Origin of the sequence: Azonexus hydrophilus (assembly GCF_001956855.1) — a bacterium.
GTDB lineage: Bacteria > Pseudomonadota > Gammaproteobacteria > Burkholderiales > Rhodocyclaceae > Azonexus > Azonexus hydrophilus_A.
In genome coordinates this window covers 297,724-320,427 of record NZ_MTHD01000001.1, presented here as the reverse complement: position 1 = coordinate 320,427, position 22,704 = coordinate 297,724, and the positions used below count along the sequence as shown (strand labels likewise).

Genomic DNA, 22,704 nt, shown 5'->3' with positions numbered 1-22,704 from the left:
ACCTGCAATCCGGCACTTGATGAAAACAAATGCGCCGGAACGCCAACAGCCAGAATTTCGGCATTAGTAATATAAATCAATAAGATAAAACCAATAGAACATCAGATAACTGAGACTTTCATGAAACGACATCCCCAAAACAATAACCTGAAGCTGTTCTTCGAAGATCAATTCGAGGGATTCACAGTATTCCAGCAGCGCGGACCGCTGGTCGAAGAATATCTATCGCGAGCGTTGAACGTCGCTCGACTTGCATTGCTGAAACATCCGAGGACTTTTGCATTCCGCGTCGACCTCCGATTTCCTTCTGATTGGGGTTTTGGTGACTCAAGCGGCAACGAGCCACTGGAGCGATTCTTCGCATCACTAAGGGCAAAGATTCTGCACAACCGAAAGTTACGAGCAGAAGAGTCTGAATATGCTCACAGCACCGCGCTGAGCTACGTCTGGTGCAGAGAAATCGGGGAACATGGAGTTCCGCATTACCACCTAGTCATACTGCTCAACAGGGACGCTTTCTTCAAGCTCGGCAAGTTCCAAATCGGCAGGAAAAATCTCTTCAATCTTTTGGTTGAAGCATGGGCAAGTGCCTTGGGGTTGCTAGCACAAGAGGCAGTTGGTCTCGTTCACATACCGGAAAATCACGCCTACAAGCTGACCCGCGATGACCGAGATACCTTCAACGATTTTTTCTATCGAGTCAGCTACCTCTGCAAAGCAGAAACCAAGCATTTCGGCGACGGTGTGCACAGTTTCGGAACCAGCCGCATTTAGCCGCTGACAGCCAACCAAAAAATAACTGCTTGGCATTGAACCGATCATGAAATGGCAGTACATTGGCAGTCATTGCCAATGAGGCTCATCATGCCACGCCAAAAGAACGAAACGCTGACCATCAGAACCACTGTTGAGATCAAAGACTTGCTACGACAAGCAGCAGATCGTGAGCATCGCTCCCTGGCTTCCATGATTGAGGTTTTAGTCATGGAATACGCAAAAAAAGCCAAACTGGAGCCAGCAGTAACATCCCAGAGCCAAGGTGAGAGTTAATCAATGCGCTTACTTAAAAACTCTGGCACTGATCGCCTCATTGACCTGCTTGATCCCAAGTTGGAGAAGGATGGCCAGCTCGATCTCATTACCCCCGAATTTTCGTTATTTGCTTTCTCATCGTTGCAGTCCAAGCTGGAGACTCTGAATCAAAGCAAGATCGTGATTCCCGCTGTTGATGGGGAACTGAGGCTACTAGGTAATGAGGCTGACCGCGCAGCAAGAAACCAGCTGCAGTCACGCTGGTTGGCAAATCGGTGTGCGGAATGGACCAAAGCCAAGGCAGATATTCGCCTGGCTACTGGCAAGGTTCCACAAGGCGTTGCGGTTGTTCGTGATGCAAGCGGCGCGGCGCAGCAGGTTGTCATGGGTTCATTTGGGATGACCAGTGATGGCTTGGGTATTACACCAGGCAATCCGCTAAATCTCATTCAAGCATCAGACACAGCCGACGAAGCGGCGATGTTGAGCCAATGGTTCGACATGCAGTGGAACAGCCTTTCAGATGACGCAAGCAACAAAACAGCGTTTATCGAAGCCTTGGAGTCGTTGGCTGCTGACACCCCGCCATTTACCCTTTACGCGCTGATTCTCTTCCACCTCTTCAGCAACACCGAGGATGAGATGGATGAGGAACGCATCGTCAAATCAGCCACGGGTATCCGCAATACACTGGTCTGGAAAAAGCTGTACAAGTTTCAACGTGATGGCGTTGTCGGTGCTATCGACAAGCTGAGTCGCTTCGGCGGCTGCATCATCGCCGACAGCGTAGGTCTTGGAAAAACCTTCGAGGCTCTCGCCGTCATCAAGTACTACGAGCTTCGCAATGACCGAGTGCTGGTGCTGTGTCCGAAGCGTTTGCGCGACAACTGGACGATCTACAAGGCAAACGACAAGCGCAACGTACTGGCTGCCGACCGCCTCAACTTCGATGTGCTCAATCACACCGATCTGTCTCGGGATGGCGGCACATCGGGAGATATTGACCTAGCCCATGTGAACTGGGGCAACTACGATCTGGTTGTCATCGACGAATCGCACAACTTCCGAAACAAGGCAACTCACAAGGGACGAGAGTCTCGCTACGACCGTCTAATGCGCCGGATCATCAAGGAAGGCGTAAAGACTCGTGTGCTGATGTTGTCAGCTACGCCGGTCAACAACCGCCTTGCTGATCTGAGGAATCAGATCGCCTTTGCTACCGAAGGCGACGACATGGCGCTAATGGAACATGGCATTGCCAGCATCGAGGCCACAACGCGCAAGGCGCAAGCTCAGTTCAATCGTTGGCTGAGTCTCGACGATGAAGAGAAAACTCCCAATCGCCTGATTGAGATGTTGGGCTTCGACTACTTTACATTGCTGGATCACCTGACGATTGCACGGTCACGCAAACATATTCAGAAGTATTACGGCACAGCAGAAACCGGCTCGTTCCCGCAGCGACTGCCGCCGATCAACATCAAGCCTGATGTTGATCGAGCTGGCGAATTTCGTTCGATTCGAGACATCAACCTTGAGATTCGTCGGTTGAACCTGGCTTCCTATGCACCACTACGCTACGTTTTGCCGCATAAGCAAGCCGACTACGACGCCAAATACAGCACCCAAATTCGCGGTGGAGAAAGCTTCTTCCGGCAAGTTGACCGTGAAGAAAGCTTGATTCACCTGTTGCGCGTTAACGTGCTCAAACGCATGGAAAGTGCGGTCTCATCCTTCACGCTGACCGTTCATCGGCAATTGAAGGATGTCGAAGGCACCCTGGCGCGTATTGAGGCACACGATCCCGAATTTGAGGAATTGGACATTGCCGATGTCGATATTGACGATCCAGCCTTTGAAACCCTGTTGGTCGGTCGCAAAGTAAAGGTGCTGTTAAGCGATGTCGATTTGCTGCGCTGGCGACAAGATCTGATCGAAGACCGCAATCGCCTGGCTGCACTGTATGCAGCAGCCAAGCAAGTTGATGCAAGTCGGGATGCCAAGCTGATTGCTTTGCGAGAAGTCATTGCTCACAAAATCGAGCATCCAGCCAATCCAGGCAACAAAAAGATCATCATCTTTACGGCGTTCGCTGACACAGCGGCTTACCTATACGAACAACTCTCCATTTGGGCTAAAGCCGACCTGGGTATCGAAAGCGCGTTGGTCACCGGTACTGGGAGAAATCAAACCAGTCTTCCGCATCTTCGTAAGGATCTTGCCTCCATCCTGTCCGCGTTTTCACCCCGCTCCAAGGAACGTCCCGCTGATCTGGCACATGAAGGCGAACTGGACTTACTAATTGCCACCGACTGCATCAGCGAAGGTCAGAACCTGCAGGACTGCGACTGGCTGATCAACTACGACATCCACTGGAATCCGGTTCGCATCATTCAGCGGTTTGGTCGTATCGACCGGATTGGTTCGCCGAACGAGCGAATTCAGCTTGTAAACTTCTGGCCTAACATGGAGCTGGATGAGTACATCAATCTCGAACAGCGGGTTAGCGGTCGCATGGTATTGCTCGATATCTCGGCAACCGGCGAAGAAAACCTGATCGAACAGCAGTCCGGTAATCCGATGAACGACCTGGAATACCGGCGCAAGCAACTGCTCAAGCTGCAAGACACGGTGATCGACCTCGAAGACCTGTCTTCCGGCGTATCGATTACTGATTTGACACTGACCGACTTCCGCATCGACCTGGCGCAATACCTGAAAGCACATCCCGGCAAGCTGGAATCCTTACCGCTGGGTGCTTGCGCCGTCACCACGAGCATGGATGCCGATATCACGCCGGGAGTCATTTTCTGTCTTAGGGCAGAAGGGACGGCTGCGCAGAAAATTACTGATGCAGGCTATCCGTTGGCACCACATTTCCTCGTTCATGTCAGCGAAATGGGATCAGTCGAGCTTCCCTATACCCAAGCCAAGCGCATCCTGGACTGGCTCAAGCGAGTCAGTCTGGGACGTGACACCCCTGATTCGGCGGCTATTAACCGCTTCGACAAGCAGACCAAGTACGGTGCAGACATGGCATCAGTTCAGCAATTGCTGGCTACCGCTGTTAGCTCGATTGTTGGCAAAAGTGAGGAAAGAGCGATTGCCAGCCTGTTTTCACCGGGTGGAACCCATGCCTTGAAAGGCGAATTCGCTGGCAGCAACGATTTCGAAGTCGTCGGGTACATGGTGATTCTGCCGGAGCTGGCGAATTGACAGTCAGCTTCGACCTGTCTCGCCTCTTCGCTGCGCTGGGTTTTCCAGACGGTGCTACGGTCAACCAGCGTATTCCCAAGAAAATGCTGATCGAGACGGGGATGCCAACAGCAGCAGATAAACGCGCCATCACCGACGGCATCGACGATATTCAATGGCTGGCAGCATTGAAGCCAGTGACGGTTGGCATTCCGGCCTATCAAGATGAGGCGCGTGATTACCTCGAAATCGCCGTCTTGAGCCTCAACCTTCGTCCGGACGCCAAAGCCAGTCGCATCGCCGAGCTGGTACATCGTGCCATTCCCTATCCAACTTTCTTGATGGCGTATTCCCCATCCGGTGTAAGTATCTCGCTGGCGCATAAGCGTTGGGCACAAAACGAAGCTGGAAAAACGGTACTCGATGGCGAGGTGTTGGAAGCCAACCTGCACTCACCTGGACGATCCGATCTCGTACAGCAATTTGTCGAAGCCCTTGCGCTCGACAACCAGCCGCGCCTTTCGCTGCATGCCCTTTATCAAGGGTGGATGGATACCGTAATCGCCTTGCAAGCGGCCTTCGTTACTGGGGTATTTGCTGCTTCGGTTTCTCGGGAACATGCGGCAGAACGCCATCAGGCAGTGCTGGAATCCAAACGCCTGCAAACTGAACTTGGGCGTCTCAGAAGCTTGGCGTCCAAGGAAAGACAGGTTGCTAAACAGGTGGAAATGAACCTCGAAATCAAGCGGACTCAAGGCGAGTTGGGGGTGATTCTTGGAAAACTGTAAGGACAAAACAAATAGCCAGCATAGCGAAATCTATTTAAATGCGATTGATTCGCTTCAGGTCGGGATCGACTACTTCATGCGTGATTCGAGCTATTCGAGCCGGAAACACGCCATCATGACGGTTTTCCATGCGATAGAGCTTTTTCTCAAGGAACAACTCCATCGTGTTAATCCCCTGCTCATTTATCGGGATATCGACAAGCCTGTTAAGGATGACTCAATCACGGTAGGTGCAAAAGAGGCAATGAACCGTCTCGACAACCTTGGGCTTGGACTTTTCAAGCAGTCGCGTGAGGTTATTGAGAAAATGCAGGGTCGGAGAAATCGTATCGAGCATCACCGTTACGATCATAAAGATGAAGACAACCAAACTCTGTCAGACTCGCTGGCATTTATCCTGTTTTTTGTTGGCGAAGTGCTCAATGAAAGACTGGACAATGATCTAACGCCTGAGCGACTGCGCGCCATCCAGGATCACGTCTATGACAGGCAGGATCTTTACTGGATTGCGAGCCATCGCCTCGAACGGTGGATGCACCAACACTGGCCGCAATGGAACGAGGAAGAGACAGATACCCCTGATGAGTTTCGTGGAACGCTAGACTGCCCGATTTGTAGGCAAGAGTTCCTGGTCATTGGCTATCACGAAAGACCATTTTGTTTTTGTTGCAACACAGATATCGATGCCGCCGAATGCGAGTGCTGTGGCAGGAGCTATCTAGCGGAAAAAACTTGTTGCGAATACGAAGAGCAGGCGCAGAAGTAATACCAAGATGCAAGACACACCAAGAATTGAACCGAGAATTTTATGAGTATCAAAAAAATAGAAGCCAACAGTCCTGAAGCGCAATCTGCCGACATCATGGCCGACAATCTGGCGCAGCTAAGAGCATTGTTTCCTGAACTGATCACGGAAGGCACGAGCGGTCCAGCCATCAACGTCGATGTGCTGAAAGCCTTGGTTGGTGACCAGATCGTGACCGACGCAGACGAAAAATATGGCTTGAACTGGCACGGCAAGAAAAAGGCACGGCAGATCGCTTTGACCCCGAGCATCGGCACGCTGCGTCCATGTCCGGATGAAAGCGTTGATTGGGAGACGACGCAAAATCTGATGATTGAGGGCGATAACCTAGAAGTACTGAAGTTACTGCAGAAGAGCTACGCGGGAAAAGTAAAGCTTATTTATATCGACCCACCTTACAACACTGGTAATGATTTTGTTTACCCCGACAATTTCCAAGACAACATAAAGAACTACCTGGAACTAACAAGGCAGACAGAGGGTGGTACGAAGATCACCAGCAACACAGAGGCCAGTGGGAGGTTCCATACCGACTGGCTGAACATGATGTATCCGAGGCTAAAAGCTGCGAGGAACTTGCTTCGTGAAGATGGAGTTATTTTTATAACCATTGACGACGGTGAAGCATCTACATTGCGCTTTCTTTGCGATGAGATTTTTGGTGAAGAAAATTTCCGTGCTTGTGCTTCATGGCAAAAAAAATATGCAGTAAGCAACAACTTTAAGGGCATCGCCTCTATTCGAGACTATGTCCTGATTTATTCAAAATCAGAAAGTTTTGATAACGGCTTGTTGCCACGCGATGATGATTCACTCGCTAGATACCAAAACCCAGACAACGATCCTCGGGGACCTTGGAAACCTGTTGATTATTGGAATATGGCCTCTGTTGAAGACAGGCCAAACCTTGTCTATCCAATCAGAAACCCAAATACTGGACTAGAAATCAATCCAGATCGCAAAGCCTGGAAATTTTCTAAGGAAACGCATGATAAGCACGAGTCAGAAGGGCGAATCTGGTGGGGTTTGCAAGGAACAAATGCAGTACCTGCCCTTAAACTTTTCCTAGCAGATGTCAGGGACGGTCTTATTCCTCACAATTGGTGGCCTCACGTCGATGTTGGACATACTGATGAGGCAAAGAAAGCCTTGGATCGTCTATTTGATGGTGTCGCACCGTTTGATACCCCTAAACCGCTACGTTTACTAACCCGGATATTTCAGGTTGGAGCATTAGGGAGTGATGATCTCGTTCTTGATTTTTTTGCCGGCTCAGGAACCACAGGACAGGCGGTCTATGAAGCGAACAAAAAAGATGGCGGTAATCGGCGATTTATTTTGGTTCAAATTCCTGAACGCACGAATAATGAAAACTATCCAACCATAAGTCGTATTACCGCAGAGCGACTGCGTCGAGCCGGCAAGGCTATTAAATTTGAACACCCAATGTTTACTGGAGATGTAGGCTTTCGAGTTTTTCAGCTTGATACCTCCAATATACGAGCTTGGAATCCTAAGGTCGGCGATATGAAAGCCGCATTGTTCGATCATCTTGAACACCTAGAATCGAACCGCAGCAGCGACGACATCCTCTACGAAATCCTGCTCAAGCTTGGTCTGGACCTCTGCGTTCCCATCGAGAAGCGAGAAATTGTAGGCAAACAGGTCAATAGCGTTGGTGCTGGCGTACTGATGGCCTGCTTGGTCGAAAACATCAAGGCGGCAGAGGTGGAAGCTTTGGCTCTCGGCATAGTCGCTTGGCGTGAAGAACAAGGTACGGTCGGTGACACCACAGCGGTATTCCGCGATAGCGCCTTCGAGAACGATGTGGCCAAGAGCAACCTGGCCGCAATCCTTGAACAACACGGTATCAAGCAGGTGCGGAGCTTGTAAGCATGCCTATGCCAGCCCAACCCAAGATTTACCACATCTGTCACGTAGACCGACTGCCTTCGATCCTGGATTGCAATGGGCTTTTCTCAGATGCGAAGGTGTTGGAACTTGATTTGCCGGGAACTGTGGTTGGCATGAGCAACATCAAGCAACGTCGCTTAAATGAATTGCGCCTTGATAGCCATCCGACACTGTTTGTCGGGCAATGTGTTCCGTTTTACTTCTGTCCGCGCTCGGTGATGCTGTATTTGATCCATCGCCGCAACGCCGAATTAACCTACCAAGGCGGGCAAACTCAGATCGTTCACCTTGAATCCGATCTATACGAAACCGTAGCTTGGGCGAACGCCAATAATCGTCGTTGGGCATTTACGTTGTCTAATGCAGGGTCTTACTACTTTGAAGACCGAGCGGACTTGGCGAATCTCAACGAAATCGACTGGGATGCCGTGCAAGCTAGGATTTGGAATCAGTGTAAAGAAGCCAAGCAAAGCGAATTTTTGTTTGAGGAGAGTTTTCCTTGGGGACTGGTCAGGCGAATTGGAGTCAGCAACAATATCGTTTACGGCCAAGTATTGAACGCTTTGCAGCAACAAGAACATAAACCAACGGTCGAAGTTAAGACCGATTGGTACTACAACTAACGCGGGGGATCGCCATGATTGAATTGACAAGCGGCGACATTTTGAAGGACGAGGCAGACGCCATCGTCAACACAGTGAACTGTGTTGGCGTGATGGGACGCGGCATTGCCCTGCAGTTCAAGAACGCCTGGCCAAAGAACTTCAAGGCTTATGAAGCAGCCTGCGCACGCAAGGAATTGCAGCCGGGTCGTATGTTCATTTTTGAAACAGGACAACTGACCACGCCGCGCTACATCGTTAACTTTCCGACGAAACGCCATTGGCGTGGCAACAGCCGCATTGAAGACATTGAATCTGGATTGGTGGCACTGGCATCGGATATCAAGTCGCGTGGCATTCGATCGATTGCCATTCCTCCGCTGGGTGCCGGCCTAGGCGGCCTGGACTGGGATGATGTGCGTCCGTTAATCGAGAAACACCTGTCGCCATTGGCCGATGTGACTGTCCGCATCTATGAGCCGAAGGGAGCGCCGCAAGCCGACAAAATGCAGCACAGCCGTGAAGTGCCGAAAATGACGCCGGGTCGTGCCGCTCTAGTCGAGTTGGTGAGTCGCTACATGAAGGGACTGCTCGATCCGACGATTTCCCTGTTGGAGGTGCATAAGCTGATGTACTTCATGCAGATAGCCGGTGAGCCACTTCGTCTGCAGTACATCAAAGGTCCTTACGGTCCCTACGCAGAGAATCTTCGTCACGTTCTTCGTACCATCGAAGGGCACCTGATTTCGGGTTATGCCGATGGTGGCGATGACCCGGCAAAGCCGTTGAACTTGGTACCGGGTGCAGTTGAGGATGCCAATGCCTTCCTGGAGTCTCATCAGGAAACGCGTGCTCGTTTCGAACGTGTCGATTCACTGGTTGAAGGTTTTGAAACGCCTTTTGGCCTGGAGCTATTGGCGACAGTGCACTGGATCACCCAGCAAGATCAAACAGTTCGCAACCAGGCTGATGTCGTTGCTCGAACCCACGCATGGAATGAGAGAAAACGGCAGTTTTCCCCGAGGCAGATCGGTATTGCGATGAATGTCTTGGCAGATAAGGGCTGGATTCACCCCGTAGCAACTGCATGACCTTTGACCCTCACTCTGAAGCCGAGTGAGGCCGTGGGGAATGAATTAGATGGATGCTTCAGTTGTTCGGTTTCTCCGAACAACTGAAGCCGACAGCAATCACGAAGAGGTGGAACACCACTGCCTCGACTTGGTGCTAGTTTCCAAGAAGAGCAAATAATGAAACTGCATTTTGAATCCGACCTACCGTATCAAATCGATGCCATTGAGGCCGTGTGTGATTTGTTTCGAGGCCAGGAGGTTTGCCGATCCGTCTTCACAGTCACTGCTCAGTCCTTGGGTGGTGCCGGGACTCAGCAAGGTTTTGAAGGCAAGCAATTCACCGAGAGCGGCGGTATCGGCAATGCCTTAAAGCTGCTGGTGGATGAGCACGTCAATGAAAACCTGCAGAACATCCAGCTCCGTAACGGCTTACCCCCTTCCCTACCCTTGAAGGACAACCAACCGCTCGATTTCACGGTCGAGATGGAAACGGGGACCGGGAAGACCTACGTTTACCTACGCAGCGTGTTTGAGCTGAACCAGCGCTATGGTTTCACTAAGTTCGTGGTGGTCGTGCCCTCCGTGGCGATCAAGGAAGGCGTGAACAAGACGCTGCAGATCACCCGTGAGCATTTCGAGAACCTCTACCCCGCAGCCAAGGGATATGAGTTCTTCCAGTACGACTCCGACAAACTCGGTCAGGTCCGTAACTTTGCGACCAGTCCGAATATTCAGATCATGGTCATCACGGTCGGCGCCATCAACAAGTTTGGTGATGAAGCGGCAGCGCAAGCGGAAGAATCCGACGAAGCCAAGCGCCGCGAGAAGTCCAAGAACAAGATGTACCGTGCCAGTGAGAAGACGGGTGGTGAGCGTCCCATTGATCTGATTCGCCAGACCAGTCCGATCCTGATCGTCGATGAGCCGCAAAGCGTTGATGGCGGCATCGATGGCAAAGGGAAAAAAGCACTGGCACACATGTCGCCGCTTTGCACCCTGCGTTACTCGGCAACCCACGTAGACAAGCACCACATGGTGTATCGCCTGGATGCCGTGGATGCCTATGAACAACGCTTGGTGAAGCAAATTGAGGTTGCAGCAGCCACGGTTCAGGGTGGCAACAACAAACCTTATGTGAAGGTGCTTGCAATCAATAACAAACGCGGCGTGATCACGGCCAGCATCGAGGTTGACCGTGAAAACTCCGCAGGCGTGGTGCGCCGGGACACAATCACCGTTCAGGACGGCTTCGATCTGGAACAGGAAACCGGCCGTGCGCTGTATGCCGATATTCGCATCGGAGAAATCCGCGCTGGTAGCGGGAAAAAAAGCAGCGATCAGTTCCTTGAACTGAAAATGCCTGGCAACGAAGTATTTCTGCTAGTAGGTGATGCCTGGGGGGATGTTGATGCCAGCGCCGTGCATCGGGAAATGATTCGTCGCACGATCAAGGAACACCTGGACAAGGAAAAACGACTGCGGCCTCTTGGCGTAAAAGTCTTGAGCCTTTTCTTCATCGACGAAGTGGCCAAGTACCGGCAATACGACGAGCAAGGCAATACGGTAAAGGGCGAATACGCTGTGATCTTCGAGGAAGAGTACAAGCGTTGGGCACGTCACCCTGACTACCAGAGCCTGTTTGGTGAGATCGACCTGGCAACGGCTGCCGACGAAGTACATAACGGCTACTTCTCCATCGACAAAAAGAAGGTCGGTGGAAGAACGGTCGAAATGCTCAAGGATACGAGCGGTACGACGGCTGCCGACGACGATACCTACAACCTCATCATGCGTGACAAGGAAAAACTGCTTTCCTTCGAGTCGCCGTTGAAGTTCATCTTCTCCCACTCTGCGTTGAAGGAAGGCTGGGACAACCCGAATGTCTTCCAGATTTGCAACTTCTCGACCCGCGAGACCGAACGCTGGCGCCGGCAAACCATTGGCCGTGGCTTGCGTCTTTGCGTCAATCAGAAGGGTGAGCGATTGCGTGGTTTCGAAATCAATACGCTGACGGTGATTGCCACGGAAAGCTACGAGCAGTTTGCCGAAAACTTACAGAAGGACATTGAGAAGGACACCGGGATTCAGTTTGGTGTGGTACATGACCACGAATTTGCCGGCATTCCGGTGACCTCTGATAGCGGCGAGGTTTCGCCCTTTGGCTTTGAGGCATCCAAGACCTTGTGGGAACACCTCCAGGCACAGGGCTACATCAGCGACAAGGGCAAGGTTCAGGATTCACTGAAGACGGCTTTAAAGAGCGGCAACCTGCAACTGCCTGCTGAGTTTGAGGCGCAGCGCCATCAAATCGTGGCGGTACTGAAGAAGCTTTCCGGCAAGCTGGAAGTGAAGAATGCCGACGACCGCAAACCGATTTCGGTCAGGAAGTCAGTCTTGCTCAGCCCTGAATTCAAGGCGCTGTGGGACCGCATCAAGCACAAGACAACGTATCGAGTTCAATTCGACAACGAAAAACTGATCGAGCGCTGCATTGAAGCGCTGGACAATGCTCCGCCCGTGTCCAAGACCCGCTTGCAATGGAAAAAGGCCGGCATGGCGATTGGCAAAGCAGGGGTCGATGCCTCACTGCTCTCCGTATCCGAGCCTATCGCCCTGTATGAGGCGGATATCGAGTTACCCGACGTGCTGACGGAGCTGCAGGACAGAACCCAACTGACCCGAAAAACGATTGCTCGCATTCTGACCGAAAGCACTCGGCTGAACGACTTCAAACGAAATCCGCAGCAGTTCATCGAAATCGCCTCGGACGCAATTAACCGCTGCAAGCGCCTGGCTCTGGTGGATGGCATCAAGTACCAGCGCCTCGGCGACGAGCACTACTACGCACAGGAAATGTTCGAATCCGAAGAGCTGTCCGGATATCTGCAGAACCTGGTGCTCAACACCGAGAAATCGGTTTACGAGCACGTCGTCTATGACTCTGCTGTTGAGCGGGATTTTGCGGAATCGCTGGAGAAGAACGAGGCGGTCAAGGTGTACGCCAAGCTGCCAGGCTGGTTCAAGGTGCCAACGCCGCTGGGTACATACAACCCCGACTGGGCTGTTCTGGTGACGCTGGATGGCCAGGAACGACTGTACTTTGTCGTTGAGACCAAAGGCGGCCTATTTGAAGATGAGCTGCGTGATCGCGAAAGCGGAAAAATCAAATGCGGAACTGCTCACTTTGCTGCCCTAGGCACGGAAGGGAAGACAGCAAGGTATGTTGTCGCCCGGAATATTGATGATTTGATGGCGAAGGCTGACGCCTAAAACCATCGAGCTCGTAGAGGCCGTTCGGAAGCGTTAGATCGCTTCCGAACGTTCTTATCGCCGTGATCGTCAGTGATTAGCGCGGGGTACGCAGAACTTAACAGGCAGAACCCGAATCCGCTTTCTGTTTTTTCTTAATTCTGCGCGCCTTGCTCTGTAGCTTTCTGATTGCTCGCTTCTCGTCCTGTATACGCAAGGCAACCTGCTCCGCCGCATCTCCGGCGCTAGGCAATACCTCTGTCAATTTGGCGAGTTTCTGTTCGTGCTCGACCAGCAGAGATCTTTGCTCGTCTGTCAGAAACCTCAGTACCGACTTTCCAAGTCCCTTACCCTTGCCACGAGAAATTCCTGACGCCTTTTGTTGGGTTGCCGTTGGCTGATCTGGCTTTTCAGGTACCGCCAAGCCAGCCGCTTTTTTGGCCGCCTTCGCCAACTTGCGTGCTTTGAGACTAGCTGCCTCCATGTTTGAAGAACTCCGAGGGATAGAAAAGCCACCTTTGACCTGAGCAATAAGAGGCTTCTTTCTCCCTGCATCGAATTTCTCCGTGCTGGGCTCCGGCATGCGCGAATAGTCTTCAAGGACAGGGGGAAAGACGATGCTTGCATCCTCGGCACCTTCCTCAGGCTCATCCATCCAGCCTTTGCCATCGCATTTGAAACACGTCTTTTGTCCGCCGCAAGTACAGTAGATCATCTAAAGGGTATGCATATTCTCAAGGGACTAAAGCCAAGGATAACTTCAAAAACTGAAACGGACCTCCTGCCTGGGATAGCCGGGATACGGTTTATAAAGGGTCTCCGAAAAGTAGCTTGCAACAGCTGTTGCGGTTTTCTCTAGCGTAACCACCACTCCCTCAATGACATCATTCGCCAGCATATGGCGATACGGCTTTTCATGATCACGAGGACTGAGTCGCCGATTAACAAGGGATGCTGCGAAACAGTCGCGCGCTATCTCCCCTCTCATTGAGCCGCAATTACGCTCAGCACTGGCATCAAGCGCCGCCCTAAACAGGTTTGCTGCCAACTTGAAGTCATTTTGTGCAAGATGATGTTTTGCTTTGTACTGCAACAATGCAGCTTCCCACTCTGTTTTTCCTGGGCTAGCTTCAGCTTCTGCAAGCAAGGATTTCACGCGACTTTCCACGTCGGCGGGTCTCTCCTTAGGTCCAGCATTCAGTAGCATATGCAGTTCAATCAAGATGGCGCTGACCAATTGACCTGGTGTCGCGGCCAATTCTCGCATCCGCTTAATCACGTTCTCACGTGCGCTTGCAGACAGGTTGTCGTCTAGTGCCACTTGGCCAACAACCCAATAGCTGCTTTCGCTTTCCAATGGACTCCAGGGGAGCGATGTTTCGACACATCCACGCAGGTAACCTACACGTTTGGCCTCATCGATAAGGCTCTTTAACTGTTTCAGTTTTGCTTGGATGATTCGCTGTACATTCCCTTCATCCATCGGAACAAGATCCTGCAAGGGTGTGGTTGGATCGAGCTTGGCAAATTCCCTTGTCAGCAATTGAGGAACTTCCTCAAATGCCGACTCGAATCGTGAAGGAAGAATAGACAGAAAGATTGTTTCTTTGTCCCATGGAGCGAGCTTGCTTTCGAACCATGCATCCTCTTCGGCACGACTGTCACAATTTTTGTAAGCGCCAATGCTGAGGTTGTATATCGTTTCTACAATCCCAATCAGCTGAAGCACCTTGTTGTGATAGGGATCGGTGCAAGCTGGATCGATTCCAGGGCACAGAAACTTAACGAGACGTTTGTATCCATCCTGCACCATACGTGCAATTCGCAAGCGCTGACGAACAGTCTGCATAGCAGGCTTACCATAGCGGATAGACAGTAGTTGTATGAATTCTTGCTCGATATCGACAGGCGACTCTCCAGCAAGAATTGCTTCGATGACGCCAGGTTGCGTAATCGGAATTTGATCTCTTAGCGCATCTGCATCTAGCCCTTTGCGCTGCAAGAATGCCTTGGCATCAGCAAATTGCTCAGGATGCGATTTCTGGCTGTCTGGTTCAAAGGTTCCTTTGAATTCGAGCTGTGCATCGTCGGGAAAATAGCTGTCAATAGACTGAATGTGCGGGGTCTTGCCATCAAGCCAGTTGTAAAGCGACCGTTCCATTGAGTCGTATGTATCCCCATCGATGCGCTTTGCTCTCTTACCACCCAAGTCAAGTTTCAATTTATCCATTGGCAGATCGAGCAGATCCATCAGCCAGGAAACAACCTTTTGTACCGGTAGCACTAGGCTTTGTGTGCGCTCATCGTTGCTGGGCAAAAACCAGAATTCACCTCCCGGCATTCCTTTGTCAAAAGCACCCTCCAGATTCCAGTTGGCCAGAATTCGTCCAATTGCGGGCGCGTAGCAGTAGCCACTCATGTACCAAGCGACTTGCTGAGGACTCGCATTACAGGTCCAAGTCCGCTGAATAAGCGCTTGTTGAAAGTTGTTCCAGTCGAATAGGTTCAGTGAAGCGTCGCGCCGGGCATCGGTGTCCAATTCGAGCGCATCGAAAACCTTTTCGAGTTCACTTTCGAGCAGTGCGCGATAGGTCGTCAGAGACATATCCAGGTTCAATAAGTCTTCCTGCTTCTTGGAGGACAACCGCTCAAGTCCAAGACTCTGACGGACTTCTAGAAGTAGAGATTCGAAGTTTGGGATAACAGCCATGATCGTTAGGTGCGTAGTTAATGACAGGGAGAATACTGACTAATCGCAGCCTCTTCCAACAGTGAAACATCCCGTCCCTCTTGATGAACCCCATGTACGAGACAAGGGACGGCATCTTTCATTTCGATCACCGTGCATGCTCGGCAAAGTAGGCGCCACCTAGACATTACAGGAGGCCTACATGCTGACAAACAGCTCACCAATATCCGTGCAGGATGAACTCGTCATCAACTGGCACATTACAGAGGCATGCAACTTTGCTTGCCGTTACTGTTACGCAAAGTGGGAAAAGCCAGATGCGTCGCGAGAGCTAATTCACGACTTGCCGCGAAGCACTCAACTTATGGGTGAGCTTCGTACATTTTTTGCCACAGCCAACCTGACAAATCCCCTCAGCCAGAAGATCCAATGGCGCTCGACCAGGCTGAATTTTGCGGGCGGCGAACCCTTACTCTATGACCAGCAGGCTCTCCGAACCATAAAAGTGGCGCGTGAGCTTGGATTTTCAGTATCTATGATTACCAATGCCAGTAGGCTCAATACCGACCTCATCAGAGAGTTAGCGCCTCAGTTGTCGCTCCTGGGCGTGAGTGTCGACTCCACGAATGCTACCAGGAACAGAAAAATTGGTCGATGTGACAAGCAAGGACAAGTTTTGTCGGTCAATACCCTGGCGAAGAACATCAGGACTGGGCGGGAGATCAATCCTGATCTGCGGCTAAAGATAAACACCGTCGTCAATGCACTCAACTTTGATGAGGACATGACGGATTTGATTCGTGAACTTGATCCAGAGAAATGGAAAGTTCTGCGCATGCTACCAACCGTCACGAATGACCTGAATATTTCTGACGCACAGTTTTCAGCATTCATCGACAGGCATGCCTCACTTCCGCTCAGTATTGAAGACAATGTCGATATGACAAAGTCTTACATCATGATTGACCCTCAAGGTCGCTTTTTCCAGAACGATGCGGACACCAGAGGGTATCGATACAGCCACCCGATCATTGATGTCGGCGCAGAACAAGCATTTTCCCAAGTCTCGTTATCTACAGATCGATATTTGGCGCGTTATCGCTCAATTGCGGTGGCGAAATGAGGTACTCATCGGAAAAAGAGATAAATAAGCTGGTGCGTCGGCTTGTAATTAGCGGCTGGGAGTTCTGGCATGGCGGTCGGCACGGGCGTTTACGGGCGCCAACCGGGCAATCAACGATTTCCGTGCCTTGTACGCCCAGTGACCATCGAGCAGTTCGCAACTTTCGTTCGGAGGTTCGCAGGTTGAGTCATGAGCTGCTTAACCGAGCAAAAAACAATCTGGCAGGATAGGAATTGAAATTACGAGAGGGATGCTTTGCGCATTCCCCTCGTAATTTATTGAATCAAACTGCACTCGTCTCCCTGCCGAGTCTCACGACTTGATCCTCAAGTTTACTGACCAAACTTGGCAAAGTCGCCTTTTCAGACGAAAGAGCTGATCCGGCATCTCCATTGGCATCCGCCTCCGGATAGAACTCCACCACCACCGAATCCCCTTCCTCATCGCTTTCCTCAAACGCGCCATTGGAGAAGCCCTGCCGAGCAGCCGTTTCCAGCGCAACCTGATCAAACCCAGCTTCCTGGCGATCAGCCTCCAGCCGTTTGGCCTCCGTAAGAGCATCCTCAACAGAAACACCGCTGCGCACCGTGAGATCGACGTAATAAATCGGGGTACCCATGCTCTGCCGAGTCGACTTTCCTCTCAGCCGCAATTCCAGCGGCAAGTACGCCAGCCGATTCCCGGAGATCGCCTGGAAGTATGCCAACCGTGCCGACAACGTCCGGATGCTATTGAACCCGGTCGTCCGAAAGACAAAACTCCCGAGCGGATCATCGTCGCCTATTAGCACATTCAACCGGCCATAAGGTTTGCAGGCACCGTTCTGCACCAGCGTACAACCTTCAGGAGAAGGACAAGGCAATGACTGAACCCCCGACTCCGTCCGTCGCTTACAATTCTCACCATTGCCGACACAAACTGGCCGACCGGTCCTCCGGTCAAACAGGGCATATTCAGCCCGGAAGTTCAGATCAGGATCGTTGAACAGCAGCCTAATCGGAATCGAACGAATCTTCCCACCCTGTGCTTTCCGGAACCCCTCATCAAACGGATGAGGCAGCCAGCCGTCTGCACCTTGTACCTGGCTGGTAATCGTGAACTGGTCGTCCTTTTCCGGAAGACGCTTACCGGCCTTCTCGACGACCTTGCCAATAGAAATCCGCCCGAGTACCGGCGGGGTGATAACTAGACCTTTCAACATGATTGCTCCTCTCAAATAAAAAACTCCCCACCGGCACCGGATGACTATCCGGTTGCCGATGAGGAGTTGGTGGGTTGGGTACTGATCCGTTGGCTTTTCGGTGGTGAATCAAGCGAGCACAAATCGCCGCGATCCCTGGCGCTGCATTCCGTAGGTCTTTAGCAAATCCGGTTGATCGGCCAGCAGTCGCGCGGTATCGAGCACTACGCTGTCCTTGGCTTTCTTCCAGCTCACCTCGCCCGTCTCGAAGATGGCGCGTGACGCTTCGCCCATGGCCTGTTGCAGGTATTGCTTCAACTTCGACTCCAGCTTCTCGGTTTCAGCCAAGGTCTGACGGACACTGACCCAGTCGGCAAAGGTCGCTGACAGGTTTCGGTCCGTACTGAAGTCGACTGCGATTCCCTTGTCCTGCGGGTAGAGACAACGCAATGCCTGTTCTGCTGATTCCGAACCATCTGCCGGCGGAGGGGTATCCGTCTCGACGTAACGCCAGAAGGCAGCTTCCAACTGGATCAGCCGCGCAATCAGGGCTTCATCCCGGTGAATACGATGAACCTCCAGATGCTGACCACCGAGCAGAACAGCCACATCGGCAGCAGCTTTTCCGGCAACCGCCAATTGATGTTGAACCTGTAGCTGAACGTATTCCGGCACACCTTCTTTCCAGAGCCGACTGCCGTTGATCCCGGCGGTTTTGCATTCGAGGATCTGAACGTCCGGTGCGCCGATAACTTCCCGGTCGATGTTGGCCAGCATCCAGTGCAGCTGGGGGTCGGGATGCTGAAGGACCGCATTGATCCTACGCACGCGATTGCCTGAGCGCCTTGTGTAGTGCGCAGCCACAATCGGTTCGAGGATATTCCCCCAATAGGCTGGACTCTCCTCGTCGAGCGGATCTGTCTTCGGCAACAAGCCATCACGGCCGGTTTTTTCCAGCCAGAGTTCGAGTTGGGATTTGTAGGGGTTGAGACCGATAGCGGCAGCAGCATCGGAACTGCCGATGCCTTGCCGGCGGACATTGAGCCAATCTTCCCGAGGCAATGCCTTGGTACTGACGAGCCGCAACGCTGGCCGACTGGATTGTGAGGGTGAAAACGGTACAGATGGGAGTGCCATGACAATCTCCAGAATGTAGGTGGGAAATAGATAGGCCTCACGAATTCCGGACAACAAAAAGCCTGGCCAGCATTCACCGCCCAGGCTCTCGAAGCGGAAAAATCGTGAGGCAACTGGAAGCGAACTACGCCACCAGTTTTAACGCCGTATCCAGTGCGCGCTGTTTGATGACGGCACCTTGGCCAAACCAGGCGGAATCCAGACGGTATTCCGGACTTCGTGCGCGTCGTTCGTGGTCGACGTACTCGGTGACGGCGTTGAGTAATCCCCATGCCGTACCTTTGGCTGCTTCCAATTCGGAACCACGACCCTGGCCGTCGTAGAGCGATTGCACCTTGGCCAATGCACGTTCATTGGTCAGATTCGTCAAGTCGGAACTGTTCGGATCGACTTCGCAGAGCACGCGGAGGAAATAGGCCATCGCTTCATGGCTCTTAACCTTACGTTCGGCGAGCGTCCGCATGCGGTACATAAACCCATCCCACTGAGACACCGCAATACCGAGCTGCTGTTTGACTGCATGAGCATCGAAGCGGGTGTTATGTGGCACCTTGATGGCCGACACAGCACCATTCACCGCAATGGTCAGCGTGTTGTTGCAGACCACCCGTACCGTGGTTGGCGTTGCTGTGGTGGCCAGCGTACCGTCACAGGACGTGGCGAGCAGCAAGTAGCCCTGAACAACATCGTTGCCCTTCAATGCGGATGATTGGCCGGTTCGTGCCAGTGCCCAGAACTTTTTCCCGCCCTTCAACACCCCGGCGGTTTCCAGCTCGTAGCCAGCGACTTCTGTGAGATCGCGGTAAAACTCCAGCACCTCACAGGGCTGGACGATTTGGTAACGATTGGAGACGACGGACAGGGCATCCTGCGTATCTGACCGGTAGAGCACTTTTTGATCGGCGAACGTTTTAATGGAACCGAGCGGACCAACCGATTCGGCCAAGAAACGGACAGGGGTTTCGAGAATCTGGAAGGACATTCCGGACTGTTCCGCCCAGACTTCGATTGGCTGCTGCGGTGTGAGTTCGTTGCCGAGGCCATGCCAGGGTATCTCCCCGACGTACGCCATCTGTTGGATTTGATGTGCCATTTGAGACTCCTTGGAAGATGAATGGGGATAACGCCAGATCAGTGGTCGCTGAAGACGTGGCCGCAATCACCGCACTGAAAATTGCCGAGGACTTTTTCGTCGACGACATCACCGACTTTGCTGCCGGCTATCGATCCGGCTGCACCACCAAGCAGACCACCGAGGATCGCTCCCGCGAGACCGCCGAGCAGCATGCCGGCAGGACCACCGACAGCACCTACTGCTGCGCCAGTATGTGCACCGGATAGAGCACCACCAGCACCGGTTGCGGCACCGCCGACCGCGCCGACTGTGCTGCCAACCCTTCTGGCAGTGTGCAGGCGGTGGATGTTGGTCGAATTGCAGACGGGGCATTTATTACGCATGATTTCTTCTCCTGAAAAGGAAAAGAGCCAGCCACCTCTGCGGATGACTGGCTCTTGAATGGGTGAAAATGGAGTGGATGAAGGCCAGGAGGCTTAGTCTTCGGTTTTTATATGTGTAACCAAAAAAGTTTCAGATGCAAGTAGCTTGCTATTGATTGGAACGACTTGGGGTAGTTTTGTAGCGAAGGGATAAAAATACAGACTGCTGTATAAGGCTCTCTGCGCATTTCCGAGTATTTCTTAGCCAGTTTTTATACTCTTTGTCACCACTCGCTTCTGTATCATCCTCACAACGGAACAGCAGTCTAGCGAGATGGATTTCATCAAAATCCACATCAAATGCTAGCTGGTACAACCATAAATCCATGTAAGGCAAAACACGCATCCCATGCCAGTCCTGAAGTTTTTTCAAAGTGACAAACATGCGCTTGGCAATCGGAAATTCTGCCTGTTTTCTGGTTTCTTTCAGCCAATCGGAAAACGCCTTGCACAGCTGCTTGTCATCGTAAAACAGATTTACCTTCAGGCCAAAATCGCCGGCAAAAGTTGGCATTTGTATATCTGAACGCCATATTTCGTAATTTTCAGTGAGTGTATTCAGCGCTTTATATTTTTGCGCATCTTCTTGCCCAAAGGGTAATGAAATGCCGAACGATAGCTCTTGCTGGTTAGACCCGCTTTCGACCAGTTTGTCGATTTCCAATTCAAAGATATTTCGGTAAAACTGATCTTTAATTTGCTGACGGACTGAAGTTCATCGCGGATCACTCTGCCACTGATCGGTGGGTGTTGCTCTAAGTAACCCGTTCGGTCAGCGAACTTAGCTCCGCCAACGATGGATTGATAAAAGTCATCTTGTTTGAGGGGAATGGGCTCGTGAATCAAGGCACTCACCTTACTCTGAAGGTCTTCCACCCAGCCTTTACTGAGTGCAGATTGCTGTTCCGAACATTCGCTCATTGATGCACGCCATTTCTGAAACTCCTTAATTTTCCTCATCAAGGCAACCCGCCGACCGAGCGCGGACATCCAAAGCGAAAAATCGTCTCTAAAACCGTACAAATCTCGATCAAAATCGTCAGGAAAAGAAGAGCATTCTTTCCCAGGAGAATGCTGAGTTTCACTCATCATGATGGCCTTATGGGTCTTAATTTATCGAGCGCTTTGAACCAATCTTTTTTCGCAACGATTTGACCAGGAAATCGCTCCATTTTTCCAACGCAACCCGTCGCTCATCGTAGTAGGTGTGTTGATCGTAAATACCCTCTACCCCCGGCAGCTTGTGATTCAAGCACATCTCTGACACCTCACGAGGCACACCCAGTTTTCTCAGGTGACTTTTCATCGTGCTTCGCAAGTCATGCGGTGTGAAACGCCTTATCTTGGGTGAGTGCTGTTCAATCCAGTAGTCGATAGCCTCGCGCATTGCATCTTTCGAAACTGCAGCATCGCCGTCATAACGAGCCATGCGTGCTCTTGATCGAGCCGGTAGAACGTAATCCGAGTTGCCAGCAATATCGATCAAGGTTTCAAACCACTCCGTAACAGCTTTCGAGAGCGGAATATCAATTGCAGTCCCTGTCTTGGTTTTGGGGATGTGCCAACGTTTCTCTTCAAGGTGAACATTGGCCTTCAAGGCATTATTCAGTTCAGAAATGCGGACACCTGTTGCCAAGAGAATTCGGACCGAAAGCAGGTTCTCCAGATTCATGTCGGCATTCATGAGCACCGCGATTTCATCATCTGTGAGCATCAATCTAGTCCGCTTCTCCGGGCGCTTACCAATGATCGCTTCCAGCTGAATGCCTGCACACGGAGATGCCGCGATCAGTTTTTTGCCTGCCGCGTGTTTGAAAATACCGCGCAAGGCACACCAAAGGGTGAACAACTCAACCCAGCCAGCCTTGACCCGCTCGATTTGCGCAACGACATCTGCAGGAGCAACCGACTGAACTGACATGGCACCCATGCCGTTTTCAATGCGCTTGAGATTTCTGCCGTAGCTTCGCTGGGTACTTTCCGCCAGCGTACTCAAAACCAATTCCTTGTAGTCGCGAATCAGTTCCCGAATGGTCCAATCTCGGTGACTTTTTGCCTTGCGCACTTCATCTGCCGGATTAACCCCCTCAACCAAGGCAAGGCGCTTTTTAGCTGCCATCAACCGGGCTGCAGCAAGGGACAAATCCGGGTAACGACCCAGCGTTACTTCTTGTCGTCGGCCAGAGTGCCGAAATCGTAGTACCCAGACGGCAGCACCAACAGCCGACAGAGTAAAGGTCAGTCCTCCGCCATCAGACTTTGCAATCGGAGCACCTGCGCGTATCCATTTGCGAATCTGGATATCGGTCAGAAGGTTGGTTTGAATCTTGGCCAAGGTGGCTCCTCGAAATGCCTTGGTAGCTACCCATCTAGCTACCCAAAAGTTGATAGCTTCGATTATACGAGGATCACCTCAGATC

At 51.8% G+C, this 22,704-nt stretch carries 19 protein-coding genes; 10 read left to right on the top strand and 9 right to left on the bottom strand.

The genetic code is table 11. From position 1 onward, the window contains the following. Positions 1–120 precede the first annotated feature (120 nt). The 9 genes from BJN45_RS01555 to BJN45_RS01515 all read left to right on the top strand — a co-directional run bounded on the left by BJN45_RS01555 (position 121) and on the right by BJN45_RS01515 (position 12,679). Complete coding sequence (locus BJN45_RS01555) at positions 121–774, top strand: inovirus Gp2 family protein (protein ID WP_076091390.1); 654 nt, start codon at positions 121–123, stop codon at positions 772–774. 90 nt (positions 775–864) lie between these two features. Then, complete coding sequence (locus BJN45_RS01550; protein WP_076092486.1) at positions 865–1,050, top strand: DUF1778 domain-containing protein; 186 nt, start codon at positions 865–867, stop codon at positions 1,048–1,050. A gap of 3 nt (positions 1,051–1,053) precedes the next feature. Then, on the top strand, positions 1,054–4,248 hold the full coding sequence (locus BJN45_RS01545) for a helicase-related protein (protein ID WP_076091388.1): 3,195 nt from the start codon (positions 1,054–1,056) through the stop codon (positions 4,246–4,248). After that, a complete protein-coding gene (locus tag BJN45_RS01540; protein ID WP_076091386.1) occupies positions 4,245–5,015 on the top strand; it encodes a DUF4391 domain-containing protein in 771 nt (256 codons plus the stop codon). Before BJN45_RS01545 ends, BJN45_RS01540 begins: the two co-directional genes overlap by 4 nt. Beyond that, positions 5,002–5,781, top strand: coding sequence for a hypothetical protein (locus tag BJN45_RS01535; protein WP_076091384.1), 780 nt, complete (start codon positions 5,002–5,004; stop codon positions 5,779–5,781). Before BJN45_RS01540 ends, BJN45_RS01535 begins: the two co-directional genes overlap by 14 nt. Positions 5,782–5,823: 42 nt before the next feature. Then, positions 5,824–7,713 carry a site-specific DNA-methyltransferase gene (locus tag BJN45_RS01530; protein ID WP_170873003.1) on the top strand — a complete coding sequence of 630 codons (1,890 nt, stop codon included), beginning with the start codon at positions 5,824–5,826 and terminating at the stop codon, positions 7,711–7,713. Between the two features lie 2 nt (positions 7,714–7,715). Then, complete coding sequence (darT, locus tag BJN45_RS01525) at positions 7,716–8,357, top strand: type II toxin-antitoxin system toxin DNA ADP-ribosyl transferase DarT (RefSeq protein ID WP_076091382.1); 642 nt, start codon at positions 7,716–7,718, stop codon at positions 8,355–8,357. Between the two features lie 14 nt (positions 8,358–8,371). Continuing rightward, complete coding sequence (gene darG / locus BJN45_RS01520; protein WP_076091380.1) at positions 8,372–9,427, top strand: type II toxin-antitoxin system antitoxin DNA ADP-ribosyl glycohydrolase DarG; 1,056 nt, start codon at positions 8,372–8,374, stop codon at positions 9,425–9,427. A 159-nt stretch (positions 9,428–9,586) separates the two neighbouring features. Beyond that, the gene (locus BJN45_RS01515; RefSeq protein WP_076091378.1) at positions 9,587–12,679 is read left to right on the top strand and encodes a type III restriction-modification system endonuclease; all 3,093 of its coding nucleotides are present in this window, start codon (positions 9,587–9,589) and stop codon (positions 12,677–12,679) included. A gap of 97 nt (positions 12,680–12,776) precedes the next feature. Here the strand turns inward: BJN45_RS01515 and BJN45_RS01510 are convergent, their stop codons facing one another. Together BJN45_RS01510 and BJN45_RS01505 are read right to left on the bottom strand one after the other, a co-directional pair. Then, positions 12,777–13,373 (bottom strand): hypothetical protein, encoded by a 597-nt coding sequence (locus BJN45_RS01510; RefSeq protein ID WP_139326269.1) that lies wholly within the window; start codon positions 13,371–13,373, stop codon positions 12,777–12,779. A 45-nt stretch (positions 13,374–13,418) separates the two neighbouring features. Further along, a complete protein-coding gene (locus BJN45_RS01505) occupies positions 13,419–15,368 on the bottom strand; it encodes a hypothetical protein (RefSeq protein ID WP_076091374.1) in 1,950 nt (649 codons plus the stop codon). 181 nt (positions 15,369–15,549) lie between these two features. Here BJN45_RS01505 and BJN45_RS01500 point away from each other — a divergent pair, with 181 nt between their 5' ends. After that, complete coding sequence (locus BJN45_RS01500; RefSeq protein WP_076091372.1) at positions 15,550–16,470, top strand: viperin family antiviral radical SAM protein; 921 nt, start codon at positions 15,550–15,552, stop codon at positions 16,468–16,470. A gap of 283 nt (positions 16,471–16,753) precedes the next feature. Here BJN45_RS01500 and BJN45_RS01490 read toward each other — a convergent pair whose 3' ends face one another. From BJN45_RS01490 to BJN45_RS01460, 7 genes are all read right to left on the bottom strand, one after another. Continuing rightward, the gene (locus tag BJN45_RS01490; RefSeq protein ID WP_076091368.1) at positions 16,754–17,671 is read right to left on the bottom strand and encodes a hydrolase or metal-binding protein; all 918 of its coding nucleotides are present in this window, start codon (positions 17,669–17,671) and stop codon (positions 16,754–16,756) included. A gap of 108 nt (positions 17,672–17,779) precedes the next feature. Next, positions 17,780–18,787 (bottom strand): YqaJ viral recombinase family protein, encoded by a 1,008-nt coding sequence (locus BJN45_RS01485; protein WP_076091366.1) that lies wholly within the window; start codon positions 18,785–18,787, stop codon positions 17,780–17,782. Positions 18,788–18,911: 124 nt separating this feature from the next. Further along, positions 18,912–19,880: a DUF932 domain-containing protein gene (locus tag BJN45_RS01480; protein WP_076091364.1), complete on the bottom strand. Its 969-nt coding sequence runs from the start codon at positions 19,878–19,880 to the stop codon at positions 18,912–18,914. A 38-nt stretch (positions 19,881–19,918) separates the two neighbouring features. Then, positions 19,919–20,245 carry a hypothetical protein gene (locus BJN45_RS01475; RefSeq protein ID WP_076091362.1) on the bottom strand — a complete coding sequence of 109 codons (327 nt, stop codon included), beginning with the start codon at positions 20,243–20,245 and terminating at the stop codon, positions 19,919–19,921. A 148-nt stretch (positions 20,246–20,393) separates the two neighbouring features. Beyond that, on the bottom strand, positions 20,394–20,948 hold the full coding sequence (locus BJN45_RS01470) for a DUF6387 family protein (RefSeq protein ID WP_139326268.1): 555 nt from the start codon (positions 20,946–20,948) through the stop codon (positions 20,394–20,396). After that, positions 20,843–21,376, bottom strand: coding sequence for a hypothetical protein (locus BJN45_RS01465; protein WP_139326267.1), 534 nt, complete (start codon positions 21,374–21,376; stop codon positions 20,843–20,845). The genes BJN45_RS01470 and BJN45_RS01465 overlap by 106 nt, the downstream gene beginning before the upstream one ends. Positions 21,377–21,392: 16 nt before the next feature. After that, positions 21,393–22,619: a tyrosine-type recombinase/integrase gene (locus tag BJN45_RS01460; RefSeq protein WP_076091356.1), complete on the bottom strand. Its 1,227-nt coding sequence runs from the start codon at positions 22,617–22,619 to the stop codon at positions 21,393–21,395. Positions 22,620–22,704: the final 85 nt, after the last annotated feature.

Coding starts and splice junctions, on each gene's coding strand:
- darG (WP_076091380.1), top strand. CDS start 8,372: ATGATTGAATTGACAAGCGGCGACATTTTGAAGGACGAGGCAGACGCC.
- BJN45_RS01505 (WP_076091374.1), bottom strand. CDS start 15,368: ATGGCTGTTATCCCAAACTTCGAATCTCTACTTCTAGAAGTCCGTCAG.
- BJN45_RS01480 (WP_076091364.1), bottom strand. CDS start 19,880: ATGGCACATCAAATCCAACAGATGGCGTACGTCGGGGAGATACCCTGG.
- BJN45_RS01465 (WP_139326267.1), bottom strand. CDS start 21,376: ATGATGAGTGAAACTCAGCATTCTCCTGGGAAAGAATGCTCTTCTTTT.
- BJN45_RS01510 (WP_139326269.1), bottom strand. CDS start 13,373: ATGATCTACTGTACTTGCGGCGGACAAAAGACGTGTTTCAAATGCGAT.
- darT (WP_076091382.1), top strand. CDS start 7,716: ATGCCTATGCCAGCCCAACCCAAGATTTACCACATCTGTCACGTAGAC.
- BJN45_RS01500 (WP_076091372.1), top strand. CDS start 15,550: ATGCTGACAAACAGCTCACCAATATCCGTGCAGGATGAACTCGTCATC.
- BJN45_RS01475 (WP_076091362.1), bottom strand. CDS start 20,245: ATGCGTAATAAATGCCCCGTCTGCAATTCGACCAACATCCACCGCCTG.
- BJN45_RS01530 (WP_170873003.1), top strand. CDS start 5,824: ATGAGTATCAAAAAAATAGAAGCCAACAGTCCTGAAGCGCAATCTGCC.
- BJN45_RS01550 (WP_076092486.1), top strand. CDS start 865: ATGCCACGCCAAAAGAACGAAACGCTGACCATCAGAACCACTGTTGAG.
- BJN45_RS01490 (WP_076091368.1), bottom strand. CDS start 17,671: ATGTTGAAAGGTCTAGTTATCACCCCGCCGGTACTCGGGCGGATTTCT.
- BJN45_RS01515 (WP_076091378.1), top strand. CDS start 9,587: ATGAAACTGCATTTTGAATCCGACCTACCGTATCAAATCGATGCCATT.
- BJN45_RS01555 (WP_076091390.1), top strand. CDS start 121: ATGAAACGACATCCCCAAAACAATAACCTGAAGCTGTTCTTCGAAGAT.
- BJN45_RS01545 (WP_076091388.1), top strand. CDS start 1,054: ATGCGCTTACTTAAAAACTCTGGCACTGATCGCCTCATTGACCTGCTT.
- BJN45_RS01485 (WP_076091366.1), bottom strand. CDS start 18,787: ATGGCACTCCCATCTGTACCGTTTTCACCCTCACAATCCAGTCGGCCA.